Raw genomic sequence first — 20,541 nt, forward strand, 5'->3', positions numbered from 1 at the left:
CGATAAATCTTTGATAACAAAGTCATGCGGCTTCGTTATGTTACAAGGTATTACCATCCGTTTCCAGAAGCTATCCCTTTCTCAGAGGCAGGTTGCTCACGTGTTACTCACCCGTCCGCCACTAAGTTAATCTCAGTAAACCAAAATTAACTCCGTTCGACTTGCATGTGTTAAGCGTGCCGCCAGCGTTCGTCCTGAGCCAGGATCAAACTCTTTATTAAATAGTATATATCACTCACTCTCTCAAGAAACCAAAATATCTTAATCCTGTTCAATAACGCTTGCGTTATTACTGCGCATTTTTTACTCTTGCTTGAGTTGTTTCCTCATTACAAGGAATCTCAAGGGTCGTTACTTTTTCTTAGCATTGTTCAATTTTCAAGATGCTGTGCCGTCAGTTCAGACGGGCTTTCTCACTGCCGTATAGCCTCTCCGCGTCCGACAGTAATGTTATTATATCACCATTTTGCGGTTTTGTCAACTCAAACTTCGGAAGGTTTTTCCACGTTTTTTTGTTGAAAACTAACAACGTGCCTTTATCGCACCCGAATTTATACTTATAAAAGAGCAACAGCCTTAACTCCAAAACCCAAAGGAGATAAGACTGTTCTGATTCGCCCTCTATAACAATAGGAATACGGATAGCTAAAGGAATTATACAGCCGTGCCGCGCTATCCTATCGGCAACGAACCCCGCCTCAGCATAATCTGCTGCCCGATTGTGCAGATTGAGCAGACAACTTTTGCTTTTGGTTTCTGATTGTATTATACAACTCCCCTCTTATGATTTCAACTCACATTCTGTCTTTTTGGTGCACAATATGAATATATATCAAAAAATTATTTTTTTACAATTTATTAATAATATCAGTTGGCTACGCAATCACCCCCGTAGTACAACGTTTCGGCACATTTGATAATAGTTATAACCAATATCTTTCAGCTTTTTATTTTACTTTTTCGCATTTGTTTGATTTGTTAATTCAGCTTTATTATTTTTGTGAACCTTTTTCGTCTCTCTTTGTTGACATCTTCTCATCTATATGGTATAATATACACATAGTATTCCAATTCATTGCATCTTACAAGGATAAAAAGATGGCTAAAAAGGATTTTAAAGACCTTAACAAACGCGAACTCGTCGACCTCGTCTATAAGATGATCGACACCGATGAACCACCGTCAGAGGAGCTTCCTCCGACTGATGAGGTGCGCAAGGTACACGACAAGCTTGCATACCGTGCAAAGCTCAGAAAAGTGCTCACAAGTACGATATCTGTGCTTGTAGTTGTCGCTGCTGTCGCAGTACTCGTTTCGACCTTGTTTCTCCCCGTGATACAAGTCTCGGGTGACAGTATGGAACCCACCTTGAACAACGGCGATATTATACTACTTGTAAAAACAAAACGCTATTCAACAGGTCAGCTGTGCTGCGTTGCTTGGCAGAACAAGCTCCTGCTGAAACGTGTCATAGGGCTCCCCGGAGACAGTATCGACATCGACGCGGATGGAAATGTCTCGGTGAACGGTCGGCTCCTCGACGAACCGTATGTTATCAACAAAAGTCTCGGAGAGTGCGATATTTCGTTCCCTTACGTCGTTCCGGACGGTAAGATGTTCGTGCTTGGGGACAGGCGCGATACGTCAATAGACAGCCGAAGTTCGGCTATCGGCTGTGTCAGCGCCGAGCAAATGGTGGGAAAAATGCTTTTCCGCATTTGGAAGTCCAATAAATAAGACTGAACAGTCTTCACTCATTGTAAGGAGGTGAGAACATTTGGGTATACCTTATAATAAGTACATACAACTTTTGCGTGAGTCAAAGAAGAAGCGCAGACAGCTTGCCTGTCTTGTAACAGCTTTGTCCGTATTTGTTTCGGGTGGAGTCTTCTGGCAGCTGAGAGGTATCGGCACGGCTATGGTCGACGGAAACCTCCCCACTGCCGACGACTCGGGCTGTGACCTTACAGCAACGCCGCTTGGCGCTTCGGAACTTGAAACGCAGGATGTATGGGAAGCCACGCTTCCAACGCTGACCGATATCGCGGGTGAAAATCTCGCTCGTATCGCCGAATCACAGCTCGGATACTCCGAAAGCAGTATCAACTTCGTACACGCTGAGGACGGCGAAACGCATAACGGATATACCAGATACGGCGCGTGGTACGGCAATCCGTACGGCGACTGGAACACTATGTTCACCTACTTCTGCATGAATTATGCAGGCATCGGTTCTGATGATATCCCATACGGCTCAGGCTGCTGGGCTTGGTCTCTCGAACTTGATAAGGGCGGGCTCGTTGTTCCTGTAACTCGCGGTTCACCCGCACGAGGAGATATTCTCCTCATCGACTCCGACCTCGACGGCAAGGCTGACAGGTCATGCATAGTGACAGCGGTCAGCGATGACGATATCCCCGAAATATCTGCAATAGAAGGCGATGTGGACGGTGAAGTCGCTGCCACTGCCTACCTCCTCGACGACGAGCACCTACTCGGTATGGTCTCGCTCGCGGACATCGTCCCCGAGCCGCCTGTACTCCCCGAGGAGCCCGCATATGTCGATTTCACGGCTGAAAGCGAGTCGGGCATTCGGGTCGAGGCTCACGCTGACAGTTTCGCTTTCCCGAGTGATACCGAAATGTTCGTGTTCGATATTTCCCGAGATGACGCCATTCAGACTGCTGCCGCCCACTTTGGCGATGCCGATTCCGATACTATCGAGGCTGTAGCGGTCGATATCACATTCATGACTCCCGACGGCTCCGAGCTTGAACCCGCTGAGGGCTCCCTCGTGAGCGTGAATATCAGTCTTCCCGAAGAGCACTCGCTCACAGGCGGTGAGTTCTCGCTGCTGCACGTATCGGATGACGGCGATGTTCAAGAGGTCGCCGACGCAAGCGTTTCCGCGGACGGTGCGGAATTTGTGGCGGAGAGTTTTTCGGTGTATGTTGTGACTGCTAACGGCGAAAAGAAAAAGACAGATTGGCATGCTTTGTCATTCGCCAACGGACAAGGTAATAATACAGCTGACAATCCCTATGTTGTTGGAGTCGGTGAAAACATTTTTGTTACATATGAATATGCTGAAAATGAAAACGATTTAAAATTCACTGTCAAAGGAAACGATCTGGGCACTGGTAAAGTGATTGATAGGACTCCTGGTAAGGATGAAAGAGATTCTTCAGACGGTAAGAGCAGATCTGCTTATTTTACTGCTACTAATACTGGTGAGTGTCGGATTGTTGTTGGAGCTAATCTGTGGGAGCCAAACGAAACTATCTCAGATTCTCTTTACGTAAAGGTAATTGACTCTCCAGTCTATATGTACGTTGGAAATGAACGAATTTATTTCGATCAAGCAATGAGCGACCTGAACAACACTGCGTATAAAACTATATATCTTCTTGAGGACGAAAAGTTTAAGCTAAGTCTTAATGGCACGAATAGGGGCAATGATTTTTCAGTGGTTGATTCTACTATTTTGACTAAGGGTGTTGCTGTTAATAATGGTAGCAATACCGATGTTGAATTCACCACTCAAAAACACGGAGAAACAACAATTACTGTCAATGGTCAGACAATTAATATTGTTGTAAAGCACCCTATGTATGTCAAGGACAGTTTTCATTATAGAGATATTGACAGAATCAACGAGTGGGTCAGCGCTGCAACCAGTTGGATTGGAAAACAAAATGGCTACATAGCTAATTCCAACGGATACTATCCATATCAACTGTTTGATGGCGATAATTTGACTTTAAAAGTTCCAACTCGCGAATTAACAAATGCAGAACTTGTCATTGGCACCCCGGTATTCAAAATGACAAAAGGCGATGGAAGTGAAGAAACAGTAGCTTATACTCCGGATTTCACTCCACTTTCAAAGTATTCCGGGGATTTGTCTCCACATGGCGGGAATATCGATGTTATATTATCTGCTAAAAACGAAAGTGACTATAACATATATGTTCCAATTTACTTAAAAGACGGTAATGAAACCGTTAGAATAATGCATGTTAAGATCCCGGGAAACACTAACAGTTTCCTTGACCATGCGGATATTGAAATCGCCGACGGCGGAAAATACACTGTTACCAAGCTAAAACGCAGCGGAAGCAACATAACCAAAAGCATTGTAACATACAGAGCTTATGTTTCCGGAGTAAACGAAAGTATACTGTATGAATCGGAAGACAATTCAGTAACCTGCCAATTCTATAATAAAAATGATGAGCCATACCCCAAAGATGAAATAACCGGCTATTCAGGTAATCAATACTATGTTGACCCCAATGTACCGAAAGGTTCTCCTCAGTATGAATTTACTTCAAAATATGAAATATTCCCTGACGGTAGTCTTAACTGGGGTTCTATTGGGCGAATAAAGTTCTATCCTTCGGAAGTTGATCATGCTGTATTTAATGTGCAACTAACTCTTGAACCAGATACAGAAGTTGTGTATAACGCTGATGGAACGGTCAAGGAAACAAATAATATCAAGGGCAGCGGAGATAAAGTGTTAGACAACGTACCATTTACTATGAACCATCAAGATGTTCTCGATGCTTACAATAAGTGTCCGAATCACACAGGTCTTGATTTCACTATCATGGCTTTCTCCGCATTGGTAGAGTTTGACCTTGAAAAGAAACTCACAGGCGCTGATCAGCTTACTGATGGCCAATTCAAGTTCGGTCTTTTTAAAAACGAAGATGATACCGAGCCAATATCTACCGTAACCAATAACGCTGACGGTATTGTAACATTTGACACTCTTCACTTTGAAAAGCCAGGTTCCTACACCTACTATGTCAAAGAAATTGTTGATACTCCAGCAGCTGACATTATCTACGATAATAAAATAATGACGTTACAAATCCAGGTAACAGAAAACCCTACCACCAATCAATTAACAGCTAATATATTGACAAATGTTGACGATTTCAAATTCACCAACCATAAAACCTACACCCTCCCCTCAACAGGCGGAACGGGCGAACTGCCGTACATAATCTTCGGCGGGACGATGCTCGCGGGTGCGTTCACTCTGCTGTTCATACGCAGAAAAAAGGCGGCGGCACGATAAAGCCTCCCCCACACACTGAAACCACGACATTTAAATGAAAGGAAAAAAGATTATGAAAAAAACTCTTAAAGGCTTATCGGCTATACTGATGACCTCAGTTCTCGCTGTTTCAGCAAGCGCCGCTACTGTAGGCTCTTTGACGGCTTCGGCTGGCTCCATCAAAGTCAAAACTGCCGCCGATACTAATAATGCTTATAAAGCATATCCTATTTTGACCGGTACCCTCACCGAAGGCAAACTGAGCAATGTTGACTTTAGTGATGCTTTACCAACCACAACGGATTCATCCGGTAAGAAGCATCTTAGCGATGATTTGGTTTCAGCCTTGAAAACTAAGTCAGGTTTAACTGCTTTTGCTTCTCTTTCTACAGACACTACTCCCACACAGTTTGCGGATATGATCGCTAATCTCGCTGATAAGAGCGCTGATGCTGAAAAATTCGCAAAAATAATCGGCAGGTACGTAGCTTCCAGCGAGGCAATTGCAATTTCAACTGATGCTACTCCAGTAGCTGACGGTTATTATATCGTCAAGGAAGAGGGAACCGGTGCTCCCAAAACACTGAATCTTCTCAAGGTTGCTGGCAATGCTGCGATTGATGTTAAGGAAACGACTCCTTCTTCCGACAAAACAGTCACTGATGTAAACGATTCAAAAAATGTAGCAGATACCCACACCAAAACCGCTGACTATGATATCGGAGATAATGTACCATATGTTTTGACTTTCACTCTACCGTCTGACTACAGCAGGTATGAAAAGTATCCGATTACATTCACAGACACAATGAGTGCAGGACTTTCATTTGATAAAAGTGCAGAGATTTTCTACGGTACTGGTGATACAACTGGCGATGCGATTACTTTTTCAGGTCCAACAGCTGTAACAGGCGGAAATCAATACACTTACCAAGTTGATCTGAAGGCACTGCAAGCCACTGAAGCAGCAAAGACAGCGGCTGATCAGGATGAAGATATCATGGGCATTTCTAAAGGAACTGTAATCAGAATCGAATATACTGCAACCCTTAATGACAATGCAGTAATTGGTGGTACAGGAAATCCGAACACTTATACAGTAGAATATGCAAATGACCCGAACTGGGTTCCTAGTGATGATACTCCCGGTACTCCCGAAACGCCTCCGGAGAATCCTCCTACAGGCACAACACCTGAGTCAAAGAATGTAGTGTTTACATATCAGCTCACTGTAAACAAAAAAGATGATGATGGCAACTCTCTTAACGGTGCAACATTCAAGCTTTCCAAGTGGACAGATAAGGAAAAAGCTGCTGATATTAATGGAACAAGCTGGAAACAGGTAGATGTAATCCAATTGACCGATGCTGCAACATTTGATTTCAAGGGTCTTGATGACGGTATCTACAAGCTCGAAGAAACAGCAGCTCCCGCGCATTATAACCCCATTGCTCCCATTAAGTTTGAAATAACAGCTGAGCATATCGATTCGACATACACATTAGACACTATTCAAACAGATCTTACAGATGCAACAGTAACCAATGGCGTGATTTCCGTTGACATCAAGAATAACAAGGGCATCCAGCTCCCCTCAACAGGCGGCATGGGCACAACGATATTCTACATCGTAGGCGGACTGATGATATCAGGCGCACTCGTTCTTCTCATCGTTAAAAAGAGAATGAGCATCAAGGAAAAATAAACCGTAAATGACCGCATCGCGGCGGAGGCTCTCCGCTTCCGCCGCCGTATCGCGGCAGGGAGGACTCAATGAAAAAGCACCTTTTCAGTATACTGATAATTGCTATGTTCATCATTGGGTCGTCCGTGCTGCTATATCCCGCGATTAGCAACTATGTCAACTCCAAGCACGCGTCGAGAGTAATCGCGACATACAATGAAGCTCTCACAAACTCCGACGAAGACGAGCTCGGCAGCTTTTTCGACGCGGCTGCCGACTACAATGACAGGCTCCGCACAACGCCTGATTCCTTCTTTATTCCGTCGAATGTGGACGGCTACTCAGACACGCTCGACATCACCGGCACGGGGATAATGGGCTACATCGACATCGACAAGATAGGCGTCGAGCTGCCGATTTACCACGGCACCGAGAAAGAAGTCCTGCAAATCGGCATCGGGCACCTTGAAGGCACCAGCCTCCCCGTCGGCGGAGATTCCACACACTGTGTCCTCTCGGGACACCGCGGACTTCCGAGTGCCAAGCTCTTCACCGACCTCGATGAGCTCGAGATAGGCGACGAGTTCACGATAACGATACTCGACCGACTGCTTACCTACAAGGTCGACCAGATACGCATCGTCCTCCCGACCGAGACCGACGACCTGCAACTCGTCAGCGGAGAAGACTACTGCACGCTGATGACCTGTACTCCCTACGGTATCAACACGCACAGACTGCTCGTACGCGGAGTCCGCACGGAAAATGCACAGGTCAAGAAGGGCGTATTCGTCAGGAATGAAGCGTTCAGGGTCGATACGCTGATAGTCACGCCGATAACGGCGATACCGCTGCTTATCATAGCGCTCGCTCTCATATTCCTTCACGACAGGTTCATTTCGCGAAAGAGAGCTGCAAAAGCGCCCGAAGAAGAAAATCCTCCTCCTGACAAAGAAGAATGATGAGGTGATGAAAATGCCGAAAAACAACAGAATATGGGCGGCTGTAATGAGTGCTGCGGCGGCATTCTCGCTCCTTGTGACGTTCATGCCCGCAGATGCTTCGTCCGCGGACAGCACAGTCTCGCTCGTTTGCGAGAGCGGCAGCAAGAACATCGCAGGCATACAATGGAAGATTTATCGCGTGGGAGAGCTCAGGGACACCGAATATGTTCTCACAGGCAGCTGCGAGGACTACGAAGTTGACCTTTCAGAGCTCACCCCCGAGAATATCAACGGCACCGCCAAGGCGCTCGAGAGCTTTGTACTCAGAGACGCCCTGCCGCAGCTCGCCGAGTGCAAGACCGACGAAAACGGTACAGCTTCCTTCTCCTCACTGGAAACTGGACTTTACCTCGCTGTAGCCAAGAGCGTGAAGATAGGCCATGAAATGTATAAGGCTTCTCCGCTGCTGTTCGAGGTCAAGGATAACGATGAGGGAGAGAGCAGGATATTCCCGAAGATGTACAGCAACAGCACTCTCGCAGGCGTAGAAGACTATTACACAGTCAAGAAGGTGTGGGTGGATAACGACGACAGCGCAAAGCGCCGTCCCGTTAATGTCACGGTAGACCTTTACATGAACGAGGAGCTCGCCGATACGATAACCCTCAGCGAAGAAAACGACTGGGAGTACAGGTGGGAAAACCTTGACCCCGAGGCTGAATGGCGCGTTGTAGAACGCGAGATACCCGTGAAGTATGAGGTCATCATCGACTACAACTCCACTCAGTACCTGATAAAGAACACCTACAATCCCTCCCGCAAGACAGGCGGCGGAACAGGTACTGCCACGACATCCACCACTACTTTGACCACTGTGACCTCCACGACCACGACCGTCACCACTGCCGCACTGGTTTCGACCGACGAGAAGTCGACACTCCCGCCGAAGGAGACTACTACGTCTACTTCTGCCAAAGAGCCAAAGCTCCCCCAGACAGGACAGCTCTGGTGGCCGATACTTCCGCTGACGGCAGGCGGACTTGTCTTCCTCATGACAGGTCTGATTATACCCAACAGGAAAGACGACGATGAATAAACTCCGAATAGTATTTATCACAACAGGAACAGTGCTGATATTCTCGGCGCTGTTCCTGTGCTTGTATAATATGAACGAGAACAAGCGCGCCTCAGAGGAGGCTGCAAGCACCCTCTCAGAGCTGATTGCCGCTATCCCCGAACCGACAGTCCCCGCAGAGACGACTCTTCCCGTCACGACTGCCGAGCCCGACCTCTTCGCTCCATATGAGACAACGGTGACGACTGCTCCCCCGCTCCCGACGATTGAGCTCGACGGTCAGTATTACTGCGGCTACCTGACGATACCTGCGCTCGGAGTTGAGCTTCCCGTGGTGAACGAGCTGACATATCCCGCGCTCAGGTATGCTCCCTGCCGATACAGCGGAACAGTCAGCGGAGGCGACCTCGTCATAGCTGCGCACAACTACAGCAGTCACTTCGGCAGGATAAAGGAGCTTGCGGAAGGCGACGAGATATACTTTACCGACTGCGAGGGCAATCAGCACTGCTACACGGTCATCAGTACCGACAGCGTAGACGGCACGGACATAGGCTCGATGCTCGGCGGCAGCAGCGAGGAATGGCAGCTGACACTGTTCACCTGTGACCTCAGCGGCAGGAGCCGCATTGCAATAAGAACAGCCGAAAAGGAATAAAAAGGCTCCCACACCGTTATCACTGCGATGTGGGAGCTTCTGCGCGGACATATATCCTATAGGCAACACCGCACAAAGCCCGCCTGAAGGCTTTGTACTGGATATGCTTGCATATTTTCCGTCATCTTGCACAGAAATCCCTTGACATACGTCAGTATGCCTGCGGAATTTCTATACAATCTGACGAAAAATCTGTCGGCGCATCTCCAGCACAAGCTTTGTGCGGTATTGCCTATATTCTGTTTATGACAGTCCGCAATCCCCGAGCCTTGCCGATATGGCTCATTTCCCCGAAAAAACAGGGCTGTCCTGTTAAGCGCGCGATGCGCTGATATCCTATTGACAAAAACATAAAAATGTGATAGACTGAATCTATCAGATGATAGTCTTGTCTATCACCTGATAGAAAAGCTATCATTTACTGTATCCATTTTACCATAAAAAGGGAGGTTTGTCAAGTGGAAAGCGAATTCATACCACAGAATTTCCGTAGCAAACGCATACACCACGCCATTGAAGTCAGCTCGCAGATGTTCCTGCGCAACGGCATTGAAAATGTGAAAATGACCGACATCGCCGACGAATGCGGCATAGGAGTCGCTACGTTGTATCGCTACTTCGGCACGAAAACAGGCATAACCATTGCCGCCATGACCCACCTGTGGGAGGAACTCAAAAAAATGTTCGGCGGCGTGTTCGATTCGCCCGTTTTCAAGAAGCAGACAGGTCTGAAACAGTGCTCGGACCTGATGAGGATGTTCATCGTGCTCTACGAGGCACACCCCGCCTTTATGAAGCTGCTCGGCGAGTTCGACCTGATGATAATCCGCGAGAACGTTCCCAAGGACAAGCTCGTTGACTACGAGAAATCAGTGCTCAATTTCTATCCTGTGTTCGAGACGTCTTACCTTGCAGGCATTGAGGACGGAAGCGTCCGTGAGATAGAGAACTTCCAGCTCTTCTATCTCTCATTCGCGCACACGTTCATGGAACTCAGCAAAAAACTGATACAGGGCGAGCTCCTGCCGTCCGACAACTTCTCCGTTGCGACAAAGGAGCTTGAGACCGTCATAGATGCCGCAGTCTACTATTTGAAGAAGATATGACAAGGGAGGCAGAACGGATATGATAAAACTTTTATCGGTCACATTCTCGTATGAATACGGCGACGAGACTTTCACCGTCAATACACGCAGAAGCATAAAGAGCGACCTCGTTTCGCTGGATATCTCTACTGAGGGAGACGTGTTCACCGCTTCGGTAGAGAGCTCCGATGAGATAATCATCACCGAGCTGACCGCGAATTTCCGATTCGGCTACTGTGAGTCCGACCGCATATTCCTCAACGGCTATCAGTCGTGGACGGACTCCTACGAACACACGATATACGACAAGATGAAGGGCATCGACCATATCCCCTACGGTATCGCCGACAAGCATTCCTTCTCTCAGTACGGCGACTACACCTTCACGGGGTATTCGGGCGCGCTGGGCGAACTGCACGGCTGGAGCTACGGCTATATCCGCACGGGCGAAAGCTACAATTTCGTCGGCTCGCTCTCCGAGGACTGCGGCTTTACCCTCATCAGGACCAAAACAGGCTCAGACGAGCTCATCTTCACCAAAGACTGCCGCGGACTCGCACTCAACGGCAGATTCGACGGCTTGAAGCTCCTGCTGACCGACGGCTCTGAGAATGAGGTGTTCGACAGCTGGTTCGACCTCCTCGGGGTGAAGCTCCGCCCCGAAGCTAAGCCGATATACGGCTATACAAGCTGGTACCGCCACTATCAGAACATCAGCTCCGACATTCTCGGTGCCGACCTGCGCGCGCTGGCGGAGTCTAAGTACAAGGCTGACGTCTTCCAGATAGACGACGGCTGGGAATCGGTCGTGGGCGACTGGCTCTACGCAGACCACGGCAAGTTCCCCGAGGGTATGCAGGCTGAGGCAAAGCGCATCACCGAAGCGGGAATGACCGCGGGACTTTGGCTCGCACCCTTTGTCTGCGAGCACAACTCGATACTGTATATGACCCACAAAAGCTGGCTCCTACAGGACGAAAACGGCGAGTATGTCAAGGGCGGCTCGAACTGGTCAGGCTTTTACGCGCTCGACATCTATAACCCCGAGGTGCGCGACTACCTCCGCGACGTATTCGACACGGCAGTTAATATATGGGGATTCAGGCTCCTCAAGCTCGACTTCCTCTACGCGGCGTGCATTATCCCCCGCCGTGACAAGACCCGCGGACAGGTAATGGCGGACGCTATGGACTTCCTCCGCGAGTGCGCAGGCGACGCTCTCATTCTCGCGTGCGGAGTGCCGCTCGCTTCGGCATTCGGCAGAGTGGACTACTGCCGCATAGGCTGTGATGTCTCCCTCGACTGGGACGACAAGCCGTATCTGCGCTTTGCTCACCGCGAACGCATAAGCACGCGCACCACTATCCTCGACACCATATTCCGCCGCCAGCTCAACGGGCGAGCATTTCTCAGCGACCCCGACGTCTTTATGCTGAGGAGCGACGGCAATACGCTGACAACGTCGCAGAAAATGGCTCTCGGAGAGGTGAACGCCTCAGCGGGAAGCGTGCTGTTCACATCGGATGATATGGCATTCTACGGCGACGAGGAAATGCGTCTGCTCGGCGGATTCATGCGTATGCGCGACGCAAAGGTGCTCTCCGCTGCGCTCGACGAGAACGAGCTGACCGTGACGTATCAGCTCGGCGAAAAACTTATCACAAGAACTTATAAAATGTAAGGCAATACCGCACAAAGCCTTCAGGTGGGCTTTGTGCGGTGTTGCCGTAAGAAAAAGAGCACCCTCACGGGTGCTCTTTTTCGGGAAGCTTATTTTGTAGTCTCAGGGAGAGACTTTATCACCTGTGCGTCAAGGCGCTGGATAGCGAGCGCGTCCTTTGCTGTAACGCCATCGCCGGGGTCGCAGCAGTCTGCGTTTGCAGCGCCCTCTGCTGTCAGTCCGTACTTGTCCTTATTGGCAAGAGCCTGGAGGATAGCTACTGCGTCAGCAACGGTCACCTTCTTGTCGAGGTTTGCGTCACCGAGGAGAGTTACAGCAGCAGTGCTGCCTGTAGCAGAAGTTGAAGATACAGCCGTTGCAGTGGTCGAGGAAGTTGTTGTGGAAGCAGTACCTGTAGTTGTGGCTGTAGATGTAGTGGAGCTGCCTGTCTCCTCGCCTGTGTGGTCGTACTCATAGACCATAGTGATAGAGTTGTAGGTCACAGACACGTCATCGCCGCTCGCGCTGTTTGCGGAAGACTTCCACCAGTCCTGGAATTCGATGTATGTATCCTTATATGTGGCGTTCTCTATCTCTAAGTTTGCGTCGGTCTTGGCGGGATCGGGGATAGTGAATGTGCCGTCCATTTCTACTACCACGTCGCCCGAGCCGTTGTACATAAACGACTTGCTGCCCCAGCCTGCGACCGTTCCGTCTGACTTCACGAGCTGGTTGAAGCAGAGTCCGCCTCCGCCGCAGTACCATGCAGAACCTGTTGAGCTGCTCGCTGTGCAGTTGATGATGATCTTTGTGAGATGCTCCTTGTCCTCAATGGGTATCATGGGAACGTCGTTGGGGGACATCTCAAGCTCGTCGAACTTGTACTCTGTTTTCTTTGTCTCTATGTTGGGAGCAACGTATATCTCCGCATCGCTTTCCTTGTCGGAGAGGACTACCTGTGCGAACGAGAGAGCGGGAAGCTCTACTGTTACCTTGTTGTCCTTGACTTCGTTGTTGATGCTTACGACTCTGATGTCGCTGTGGTCCTGAGTTACGGCGTAGACTGTAGCGCTCTTGTAGGTGCTTGCCGCGCCTGTGAGCTCAATGGTAGCCTTCTCGGGCTTAGTTGTGTCCTTGTTTGCGAGTACGACTGTTACCTTGGAGTCGTCACTGCCGTTGACTGCGGCATATGCATAGGACTTGGAAAGGTCCTCGGTCTTGGCTTCAACGAGAGTGTCGCCGAAGGAAGCGCCCTTGCCGTCATAGTTGGTGTAGAGGTTGATAGCAGACTGCACATACGGACACTCGCCCATCGTGCCCCAGTATGTAGCGAAGTATACGCCGTTGTCGGCGAAGCAGCCGAGTGCCTCTGCCTCAGCGATACCTGTTCTGATATCCTTGCCCGTCTCCTTCTCCTTGGAGATGTTGCCGAGGTTGTACTCTGATACAGATATCTTTGTACCCGGGTAATACTTGTCTATCGACTTCTGTATCGCGGGAATGAACGGGAAGAAGTCCGCAGCCCACGGCTGGAGCCAGCTGTTCTCAGCGTATGACGGGTCGTAGAGGCTTCTTGCAGCCTGTAATATGTCGTCCTCGGAGTTGATTCCCTGCGAATAGTAATGTACGTCGATGACGTCGAGGAGACGTGAGCCGTTCTCCTTCTCGGCGTCTGCCATCTGCTTGAGGTAGTAGTCGAGGTACCAGCTGTAGTCGTTCTTTACAGCCTGCCACTCGGGATCAGTGAAGCCGTTGCCGCTCTCGGCAGCGTTGATGCACGGGAGCATACCCCAGAATGCGGGTCCGAATATCTCAGCCTTGGGGTCAACCGCCTTGACAGCCTTTGCGAGCTCTATCGACTTGGAAACGAGCTCTTTGTTGGTCATCTCCTCGGGGTGGAGGTAGGGATGGGTGTCGTTCCAGAGGGCAGGCTCGTTGTCGAGCGAGTAGCCCTGTATGCCCGTCGCCGAAGAAGCGTCGCCGAACTTGTTCACGATGTAGTTTACGTACTCGTCCATATAGACCTTGCCGTCGGTAAGGTCGGGCTCGGCAGCGAATGCGCTGCCCTTCTTTGCAATGACCTCGTTCCAGCGTGCTGAGGGAGCTGTCTCTGCCTTTGAGACATCGCCGTCCTTGTCGGCAGCAACATATCCCGCCATCTGGAGCGTTGCGAGCTTGTACTCAACGTTGTACTTCTTCGCCATATCCGAGAGCTTGGATACCGCACCCGCAGGGCCGTCGCCTATATCGCCCTGATTCGTGTCTGAGCTGTTGTGCCAGTCCTCACCTGCGTTAGACCAGTTGGTCTCCCAGTTGTAGCCTGTGAAGCGGTTGCCGCCCTGTCTGATATTACTTACCGTAACGTTCTTGAGGCTTGCGGAATCAAACGCGTTGATACCGTAGATGTAGGGGCTTATCTCCTTTTTGGTGCCGTCGAGCTTGACTGTAACGTTCATGGTATAGCTGTCCTCGGCAGAACCTGTTGCCAAAGGCAGAGACGATGCGGAAGCTATGGTGCATACTCCTGCAAGCATTGCGGCAAAGCTTTTCTTTATCATGTTTCTTTCCTCCATTTTTGCGGCGGACAAAAATCCCGCCTATTCTGATTATCGTTGTTTTGGTCGGATGATATCCGTACCTGCTATTCAATAGTGTCCTGTGATCTATGTCTGAAAGGTGCTCTTGTCCATGTGTCGATGTCAGGCTCGGGGAAGGAAATGTAGTTGACGAGCGATTTTGCGAGGGTGAGTATCCCCACGAGCGGCACGTTGTGAACATAGCCGTATATCGGGAATGTCTCGCCGCCCGTATTGGCTGTGAGCTGCCACATGATGCCGAGGTTTTCGCAGCGGTCGACTATGGCAGACACAGTCTCCTGCGGCATATCGAGCTCCATGGAGATGCATTCCTTCGTTAGGATATTGTTCCTGCTGAGAGTCTCGGCGTAGGATATCACCCTCATCGCATTTTCGTCCGACAAAAGCGAGAACAGTTCGAGCAGACGAGGTTCTATGGAAAAATAGCTGTCTATGCCGTCCTCGGGGATACGCATGAAGCAGGCATACTGCATATCGGGATTCAGACGCGCGATGGCGAGCGCGTTGTCCGAGCGTACCTGAGCATAGGTCTCGCGGGTGAAGCTTTCGGGAAGGCTTGCGTGCTCGGGACTTGGTCCCGTCCTGAACGCACATAAGAGGGTGTATATGAGTTCCATGGCGCGCTTGCCCTTTTCCGCCTCATCGAGCTTGCCTACCTCCTCGATAACGGCTGTATTAAGGCTTATCTTTCCGTCCTCGTCTTTAAGCCCGAACAGTACATCGAGCGAAACGTCCAGTATCTGCGAGAGCTTCGGAAGAAGCTCGCAGTCGGGGTAGCTGCCCTTCTCCCACTTCGAGACAGCCTGCGGTGTAATTGAAAGCTTCTGTGCAAGCTGCTGTTGTGTGAGCCCTGCCCTTTTCCTGTACCTGACGAGATTTTCATTAAAGTTCAACTTCATTTTGAGAGCGTCCTCCCTTTTGTGAAATTGTAGGTGAATCGCGTAAACGTTTACAATTTACTCTAATTGTCCGTCCTTTAATTGCATTATATCACATCGGAAAGTTGATTTCAAGCGAATTTATCTTTATATTTTTCAACCGATAGTTGAGTAAAGAAGCGAAAACAAGGGACAGCCCCGAATCCCCTTGACCGAGAAGCAGGTCATCGAACCGTAAGCCTTCATTTCGATGACCTGCCGCTACTCGGCGGGAGATCCCGCAGCTGTCCCGTTTCATCGGTATTGTTTCCCGATGCTCCGATCGCGGCGTTATATCGTATTCGCGTCTCCGTGCACGATCATTTCACGAGAAGCTTTCTCAGCGCGCAGAGGTCAAAGGTATCTGTCACGCCGTCGCTGCAAACATCGGCAACGAACGGATTGACGAGCTCGGCGTCATCTGCCCCGAGCAGCCACTTCTGCAATGCCACAGCGTCCGCGACCGTGACCTCACCGTCATCATTGACGTCGCCCGACTTGCTGAATGTATACTTCGCACGCGAGAAGAAAAACGTATTGTACTCCCCCTTGACAATGGTGAGCCAATGCTGCCTCGTACCCGAGAACGTTATCTCCGAGCTGTGTGTGCAGCTCAGGAAAACCGAATCGTCGATCTTATGCAGACACCCTGGAAGCTTCAGCTTCTCCAGCATGGCACAGCCGCTGAACGCTTCGGGCGCTATATACTCGACGCCTTTCAGCTCGGCAGAGGTAAGCGCCGTGCAGTTCGCGAAGGTACTCTCCCGCAGCGTTTTCACCGTTGAAGGCACCGACACGGATGTTATCTTTTCATTTTCTGCGAAAGCCTGAGGCGCAATTAAAGATACGCCCTCGGGGATAACAACATCGCCTTCGCATTTTTTGCCGTCGATGAGGGTATTATTCACAATAACGAGCGGATCTTCCGCACACAGGCTGTCGAGCCACGGCGTAGACTCAAATGCATTCTCGTATACGTCCACCTGCTGCGAGGGGAATTCCACCTTGGCAAGAGAGGTACATCCGTTAAAGGCATCCGCCCGTATCTCGGCATTATCCTTCGGCAGCTTCACGCTTTCAAGGGAATTACATCCCATAAATACCGCACTTTCAAGCACCTTCAGTCTGTCAGGCAGCTCGACCTTTTTCAGGTTCATGCAGTACATGAACGCACAGTCGCCGATATAAGCCATATCATCGGGGAGTTTCACCGAGGTCAATTCCATATTCAAAGAAAATGCGTGTTTGCTGACAGATCTTATGTTTTCGGGGACAACGACATCTCCCTTGCACGTTTTTCCGTCAATGACGATATCGTTCACAATAACGAGCGGGTCTTTTTCCTGCTGTTCAGTGAGCCATGGAGTACCCTGCATTACCTCGGTGCTTATCGTTGTGACCGTGGAGGGGAAATATATCTCCCTGACGCCCGTAAGGGCGAAAGCTGCCGAATAGATCGCTGTCAGCCCCTCATTCAGTCTGACCGTTTCGAGGTTTTCGGAGTAAGCGAATGCCTCAACACCTATCGTCTTGACCGAAGCAGGCACTTCCACCGACTTCAGATTGCTGCACGACATAAAGGCGCGGAATTTCAGCTCAGTGACTGTATCGGGAATGACGAGCGAGCTCACAGCACAGCTGTCAAATGAGCTTTCACCGATGACCGTGACCTTGACGCCGTCTATCTCGGACGGTATCTCCACCTCCTCGACAGTCTTGTCACAGGAGGTTATCGTTATCCCTGAAGGGTATTTCCGATATCCCAGCGGTCCGAAAGTCCCTTCGGTATACTCCTCGGCACCGTCCTCAGCCGAGGCTGACAGTATGCACGGAGCAGTGAAGCTCGGCGTCATCGAGCCCGCAAAAAAGGCAATAAGTCCTGCCGCAATAAATGCAGCGGTAAGTTTTCCCTTCTTCATAAACACCATTCCTTTCAAAGTGAAGATTCATCATAAACAAACTGATTCTTTTATTAATACCCCTGCACTATTCTTTTGGGTGCAAAAATCATAGCTTGATGCAAAAAGCAGGCTGCCGAACCGTAAAAACGGCACGACAGCCTGCAAAACCGCCGAAGGTCTCCCCTCCCCGCGTTTTTCATCATTATGAACCTGTTCCGCTGTACTTCATCGCACCGTACATCCATATCCTGTAAGCGATGTAGAAGAACGCAATACCGAACAGCGGCGACAGCCACGAAAGCAGCTCCACCTCATCGGGACGCAGTATCACAAGGCTCGGATAGTACGCGATGAACGCGATAGGCATGATAAATGTGAACACAAATCGGAATACCCTGCTGAAAATAGTTATCGGGTATTTCGCATAGTCCTTGAACCTGAATGCGAGGTCCAGCACGAAGAACGAATTGTGTATCCAGAAGCAGGTCGCAGCAGCGGCGGTCTGCAAGGCTATCATCACCAGCGACGCCGTAAGCAGAAAGATGACCAGCTTGACGAGCATCAGCGGAGTGAAGCCGAGTCCGAGCTTTATCCACGAGAAGATTATCATGGCAAGCCCGAACGCAAGCTGTCCCAGTCCCTTGATATCGAAGACCTCGGACTGATAGTAGAAGAAGAGGTTTATCGGGCGGAAGCAGTATTTGATGAAATCGCCCGTGTAAACGTATTGCCGCAGGCTCCAGTTGTTGTCGAAGAAGCACTGTGCAGGCGTGAGAGACACCAGCGAAAAGCCGTACAGGAACAGCATCTCATAGTAGCCCCAGCCGTTGATGGCCGAGAAGTTGCGGAAGAGTATCCAGAAGCTTATAAATCCCGCAATATTGGTGAATATCATACCGATAGTTGATATGATAAAGTCGGCACGGTAGCTCATCTTGCTTTTCAGGTCCTGAGCGAGTATCTTGCAGTAGAGCCGCGCATAAAACAATATTCCTTTTCTTTTCATAACATCAGCCTCCGTTCACCGTTATCTGCGGAAGCGATATTTTCCAGAAGAGCTTGCTTACCGCATAAGTTGCCAGGAACCAGAAAAGCTGTGTCCCGAGTATCACCGCTACGTCCTTGATGTCGGTCGTCTTGCCGAGCAGCAGCGTCAGCGGAGCGTTGTATATCGACTGAAAAGGCAGCCAGTTCACGATATTGCGAATACTTTCGGGGAAGAAAGCAAGCGGTATCGTAGCACCCGAGAGCAGCAGCACGATGACCTGCTTCATTATGTTTATGCCCCATATCGACTCCGTGTACAGGCATATCGTACCGACGAAGAAGTCGATGTTGTAGTTTATCATCACGGCGATGACCACCGAGACAACAAAGTAGAGCAGATTGAACCCGAGCGGAACAGCTCCGTGAGTTACGATATTGACGACGATGAACGTCGGGAACAGCGTAGCAAAGAAGTTCACGATAAAGTTGCCAGAATACTCCATGAAGATATACCTTCTTATCTCCATGGGCTTGAGCAGGTACAGGACTATCGAGCCCGACTGTATCGCCCTGCCTATCTGCCAGACCGTATACATCTCCATAAAGTTGAAGAGAGCGGTCGCGAGAACGAGGTATATCAGCGTATCGGAGAAGGTCATGCCGTTGACGACCTCCTGTCCCGACGAAGCGTATATCGCCTTCCACAGGAAGTACACGACTATGAGGTAGAGCAGGTTGCCGACGAAGATTATCACCGTCGACATACGGAACTGCAGCGACTCCATGATACCCATACGAGTGAGAGTTAGGTACTTTTTCGGATTCATTCGACACCCTCCTCGTATATCTTTTTGATGACGTCCTCGGTGGATATCTCCTCGAGCTGCATATCGCGTATGCGGCGCTTTTTCTGGAGCTTTGTGAGCACGTCCATGACCGATATCTTCTCCTCGTCGACGAGTATTGATATCCACTCCTCGTCCGCACTGACCTTGAGGTCGGGGAACTCCTTCGCTATCACCTCCGACTCCTTTTTCAGGTCGCCGTCCACGCGTATCTTGAGTGTGCGGTAAGAGCCGAAGAAGCCCTTGAGGTGCGATATATCATTATCATAGAGCATCTTTCCCTTGTCGATGATGACGATACGGCGGCAGAGAGCGTCGACGTCGCCCATATCGTGGGTCGTGAGGATGACGGTCGTGTTTTTTTCCTTATTGAGAGCGTGTATCAGCGTGCGTATCTTCGCCTTCATCGAGACGTCGAGACCGATAGTTGGTTCGTCGAGGAAGACTATCTTCGGGTCGTGCAGAAACGCCGCGAGGATATCGCTGAGCGTGCGCTGTCCGAGCGACATCTGACGCACGGGCTTGTGCAGGAGCGGCTCTATGTCCACGAGCGACTGATACAGCTTCATCATGCTGTCATATTGCTCATCGCTTATCTGATAGATGTCCTTCAGGAGCTTGAACGACTCCACGAGAGGCAGCGCCCACCAGAGCTGCGAGCGCTGACCGAATACGACGCCGATATTCTGCGCATTCTTCGACCTGTTCTTGTATGGCAGCTTTCCGTTGACGAGTATCTCTCCCGATGTCGGTTCGAGAACTCCCGTCATCATCTTGATAGTGGTGGATTTACCTGCGCCGTTCGGACCGAGATATCCGACTATCTCGCCCTGTTCGATGCTCATGGTGATGTTGTCTACAGCCTTGACTATCTTATAGTCACGCGAAAAGAGGTCCTTGATGCTTCCTGCGAGGCCCTCGCGGCGGTTAAGGACTTTGAATTCTTTTGTGATGTTTTTGATGTCTATGACAGGTGCCATTTTTTCATCTCCTCTTTAGAAAGTATTTCTTCATTATATCACAAGAATTATTAAAAAACAATTAAAAGCAGATAATAATATAATTACAATATTATTACAGAATAGCCGATGTGCAGCGGCAGGATACGTCAAGAAATTAT

At 49.7% G+C, this 20,541-nt stretch carries 14 protein-coding genes and 1 rRNA gene; 8 read left to right on the forward strand and 7 right to left on the reverse strand.

The window, feature by feature from the left end; genetic code table 11:
- Positions 1-221: ribosomal RNA gene (locus BMX22_RS04200) — 16S ribosomal RNA — on the reverse strand; the annotation flags it as partial.
- Positions 222-1,098: 877 nt separating this feature from the next.
- Between BMX22_RS04200 and lepB the strand changes: the two genes are divergently transcribed.
- The 8 genes from lepB (at position 1,099) to BMX22_RS04240 (ending at position 12,195) form a co-directional block, all read left to right on the forward strand.
- On the forward strand, positions 1,099-1,737 hold the full coding sequence (gene lepB / locus BMX22_RS04205) for a signal peptidase I (protein ID WP_318259675.1): 639 nt from the start codon (positions 1,099-1,101) through the stop codon (positions 1,735-1,737).
- A 40-nt stretch (positions 1,738-1,777) separates the two neighbouring features.
- On the forward strand, positions 1,778-5,089 hold the full coding sequence (locus tag BMX22_RS04210) for a Spy0128 family protein (protein ID WP_074740957.1): 3,312 nt from the start codon (positions 1,778-1,780) through the stop codon (positions 5,087-5,089).
- Between the two features lie 52 nt (positions 5,090-5,141).
- On the forward strand, positions 5,142-6,773 hold the full coding sequence (locus BMX22_RS04215; protein WP_074740959.1) for an isopeptide-forming domain-containing fimbrial protein: 1,632 nt from the start codon (positions 5,142-5,144) through the stop codon (positions 6,771-6,773).
- Between the two features lie 68 nt (positions 6,774-6,841).
- The gene (locus tag BMX22_RS04220; RefSeq protein WP_074740961.1) at positions 6,842-7,714 is read left to right on the forward strand and encodes a class C sortase; all 873 of its coding nucleotides are present in this window, start codon (positions 6,842-6,844) and stop codon (positions 7,712-7,714) included.
- Positions 7,715-7,727: 13 nt separating this feature from the next.
- Entirely contained in the window at positions 7,728-8,792 is a 1,065-nt protein-coding gene (locus BMX22_RS04225; protein WP_074740963.1) for a Cna B-type domain-containing protein, read from the forward strand.
- A complete protein-coding gene (locus BMX22_RS04230) occupies positions 8,785-9,429 on the forward strand; it encodes a sortase (protein ID WP_074740965.1) in 645 nt (214 codons plus the stop codon). Before BMX22_RS04225 ends, BMX22_RS04230 begins: the two co-directional genes overlap by 8 nt.
- Before the next feature lie 458 nt (positions 9,430-9,887).
- The gene (locus tag BMX22_RS04235) at positions 9,888-10,535 is read left to right on the forward strand and encodes a TetR/AcrR family transcriptional regulator (RefSeq protein ID WP_074740967.1); all 648 of its coding nucleotides are present in this window, start codon (positions 9,888-9,890) and stop codon (positions 10,533-10,535) included.
- A 19-nt stretch (positions 10,536-10,554) separates the two neighbouring features.
- Positions 10,555-12,195, forward strand: coding sequence for a glycoside hydrolase family 36 protein (locus BMX22_RS04240; protein WP_074740969.1), 1,641 nt, complete (start codon positions 10,555-10,557; stop codon positions 12,193-12,195).
- An 89-nt stretch (positions 12,196-12,284) separates the two neighbouring features.
- On the opposite strand, the gene BMX22_RS04245 is transcribed toward BMX22_RS04240, so the two are convergent.
- From BMX22_RS04245 to BMX22_RS04270, 6 genes are all read right to left on the reverse strand, one after another.
- Positions 12,285-14,732 (reverse strand): glycoside hydrolase family 44 protein, encoded by a 2,448-nt coding sequence (locus BMX22_RS04245; protein WP_177172966.1) that lies wholly within the window; start codon positions 14,730-14,732, stop codon positions 12,285-12,287.
- Between the two features lie 83 nt (positions 14,733-14,815).
- Positions 14,816-15,670 carry a helix-turn-helix domain-containing protein gene (locus BMX22_RS04250; protein WP_074740971.1) on the reverse strand — a complete coding sequence of 285 codons (855 nt, stop codon included), beginning with the start codon at positions 15,668-15,670 and terminating at the stop codon, positions 14,816-14,818.
- Between the two features lie 338 nt (positions 15,671-16,008).
- Positions 16,009-17,607, reverse strand: coding sequence for a leucine-rich repeat protein (locus BMX22_RS04255; protein ID WP_074740973.1), 1,599 nt, complete (start codon positions 17,605-17,607; stop codon positions 16,009-16,011).
- A 184-nt stretch (positions 17,608-17,791) separates the two neighbouring features.
- A complete protein-coding gene (locus BMX22_RS04260) occupies positions 17,792-18,595 on the reverse strand; it encodes an ABC transporter permease (protein ID WP_074740975.1) in 804 nt (267 codons plus the stop codon).
- 4 nt (positions 18,596-18,599) lie between these two features.
- A complete protein-coding gene (locus tag BMX22_RS04265) occupies positions 18,600-19,403 on the reverse strand; it encodes an ABC transporter permease (protein WP_074740977.1) in 804 nt (267 codons plus the stop codon).
- Positions 19,400-20,401: an ABC transporter ATP-binding protein gene (locus tag BMX22_RS04270; protein ID WP_074740979.1), complete on the reverse strand. Its 1,002-nt coding sequence runs from the start codon at positions 20,399-20,401 to the stop codon at positions 19,400-19,402. The genes BMX22_RS04265 and BMX22_RS04270 overlap by 4 nt, the downstream gene beginning before the upstream one ends.
- Between the last annotated feature and the right edge of the window lie 140 nt (positions 20,402-20,541).

This window comes from Ruminococcus sp. YRD2003 (assembly GCA_900109435.1).
GTDB lineage: Bacteria > Bacillota > Clostridia > Oscillospirales > Ruminococcaceae > Ruminococcus > Ruminococcus flavefaciens_G.

What these genes read in the sequence shown, in the direction of transcription:
- lepB (WP_318259675.1), top strand. Translation starts at nt 1,099, where the DNA reads ATGGCTAAAAAGGATTTTAAAGACCTTAACAAACGCGAACTCGTCGAC.
- BMX22_RS04215 (WP_074740959.1), top strand. Translation starts at nt 5,142, where the DNA reads ATGAAAAAAACTCTTAAAGGCTTATCGGCTATACTGATGACCTCAGTT.
- BMX22_RS04220 (WP_074740961.1), top strand. Translation starts at nt 6,842, where the DNA reads ATGAAAAAGCACCTTTTCAGTATACTGATAATTGCTATGTTCATCATT.
- BMX22_RS04225 (WP_074740963.1), top strand. Translation starts at nt 7,728, where the DNA reads ATGCCGAAAAACAACAGAATATGGGCGGCTGTAATGAGTGCTGCGGCG.
- BMX22_RS04230 (WP_074740965.1), top strand. Translation starts at nt 8,785, where the DNA reads ATGAATAAACTCCGAATAGTATTTATCACAACAGGAACAGTGCTGATA.
- BMX22_RS04240 (WP_074740969.1), top strand. Translation starts at nt 10,555, where the DNA reads ATGATAAAACTTTTATCGGTCACATTCTCGTATGAATACGGCGACGAG.
- BMX22_RS04245 (WP_177172966.1), bottom strand. Translation starts at nt 14,732, where the DNA reads ATGATAAAGAAAAGCTTTGCCGCAATGCTTGCAGGAGTATGCACCATA.
- BMX22_RS04250 (WP_074740971.1), bottom strand. Translation starts at nt 15,670, where the DNA reads ATGAAGTTGAACTTTAATGAAAATCTCGTCAGGTACAGGAAAAGGGCA.
- BMX22_RS04255 (WP_074740973.1), bottom strand. Translation starts at nt 17,607, where the DNA reads ATGAAGAAGGGAAAACTTACCGCTGCATTTATTGCGGCAGGACTTATT.
- BMX22_RS04260 (WP_074740975.1), bottom strand. Translation starts at nt 18,595, where the DNA reads ATGAAAAGAAAAGGAATATTGTTTTATGCGCGGCTCTACTGCAAGATA.
- BMX22_RS04265 (WP_074740977.1), bottom strand. Translation starts at nt 19,403, where the DNA reads ATGAATCCGAAAAAGTACCTAACTCTCACTCGTATGGGTATCATGGAG.
- BMX22_RS04270 (WP_074740979.1), bottom strand. Translation starts at nt 20,401, where the DNA reads ATGGCACCTGTCATAGACATCAAAAACATCACAAAAGAATTCAAAGTC.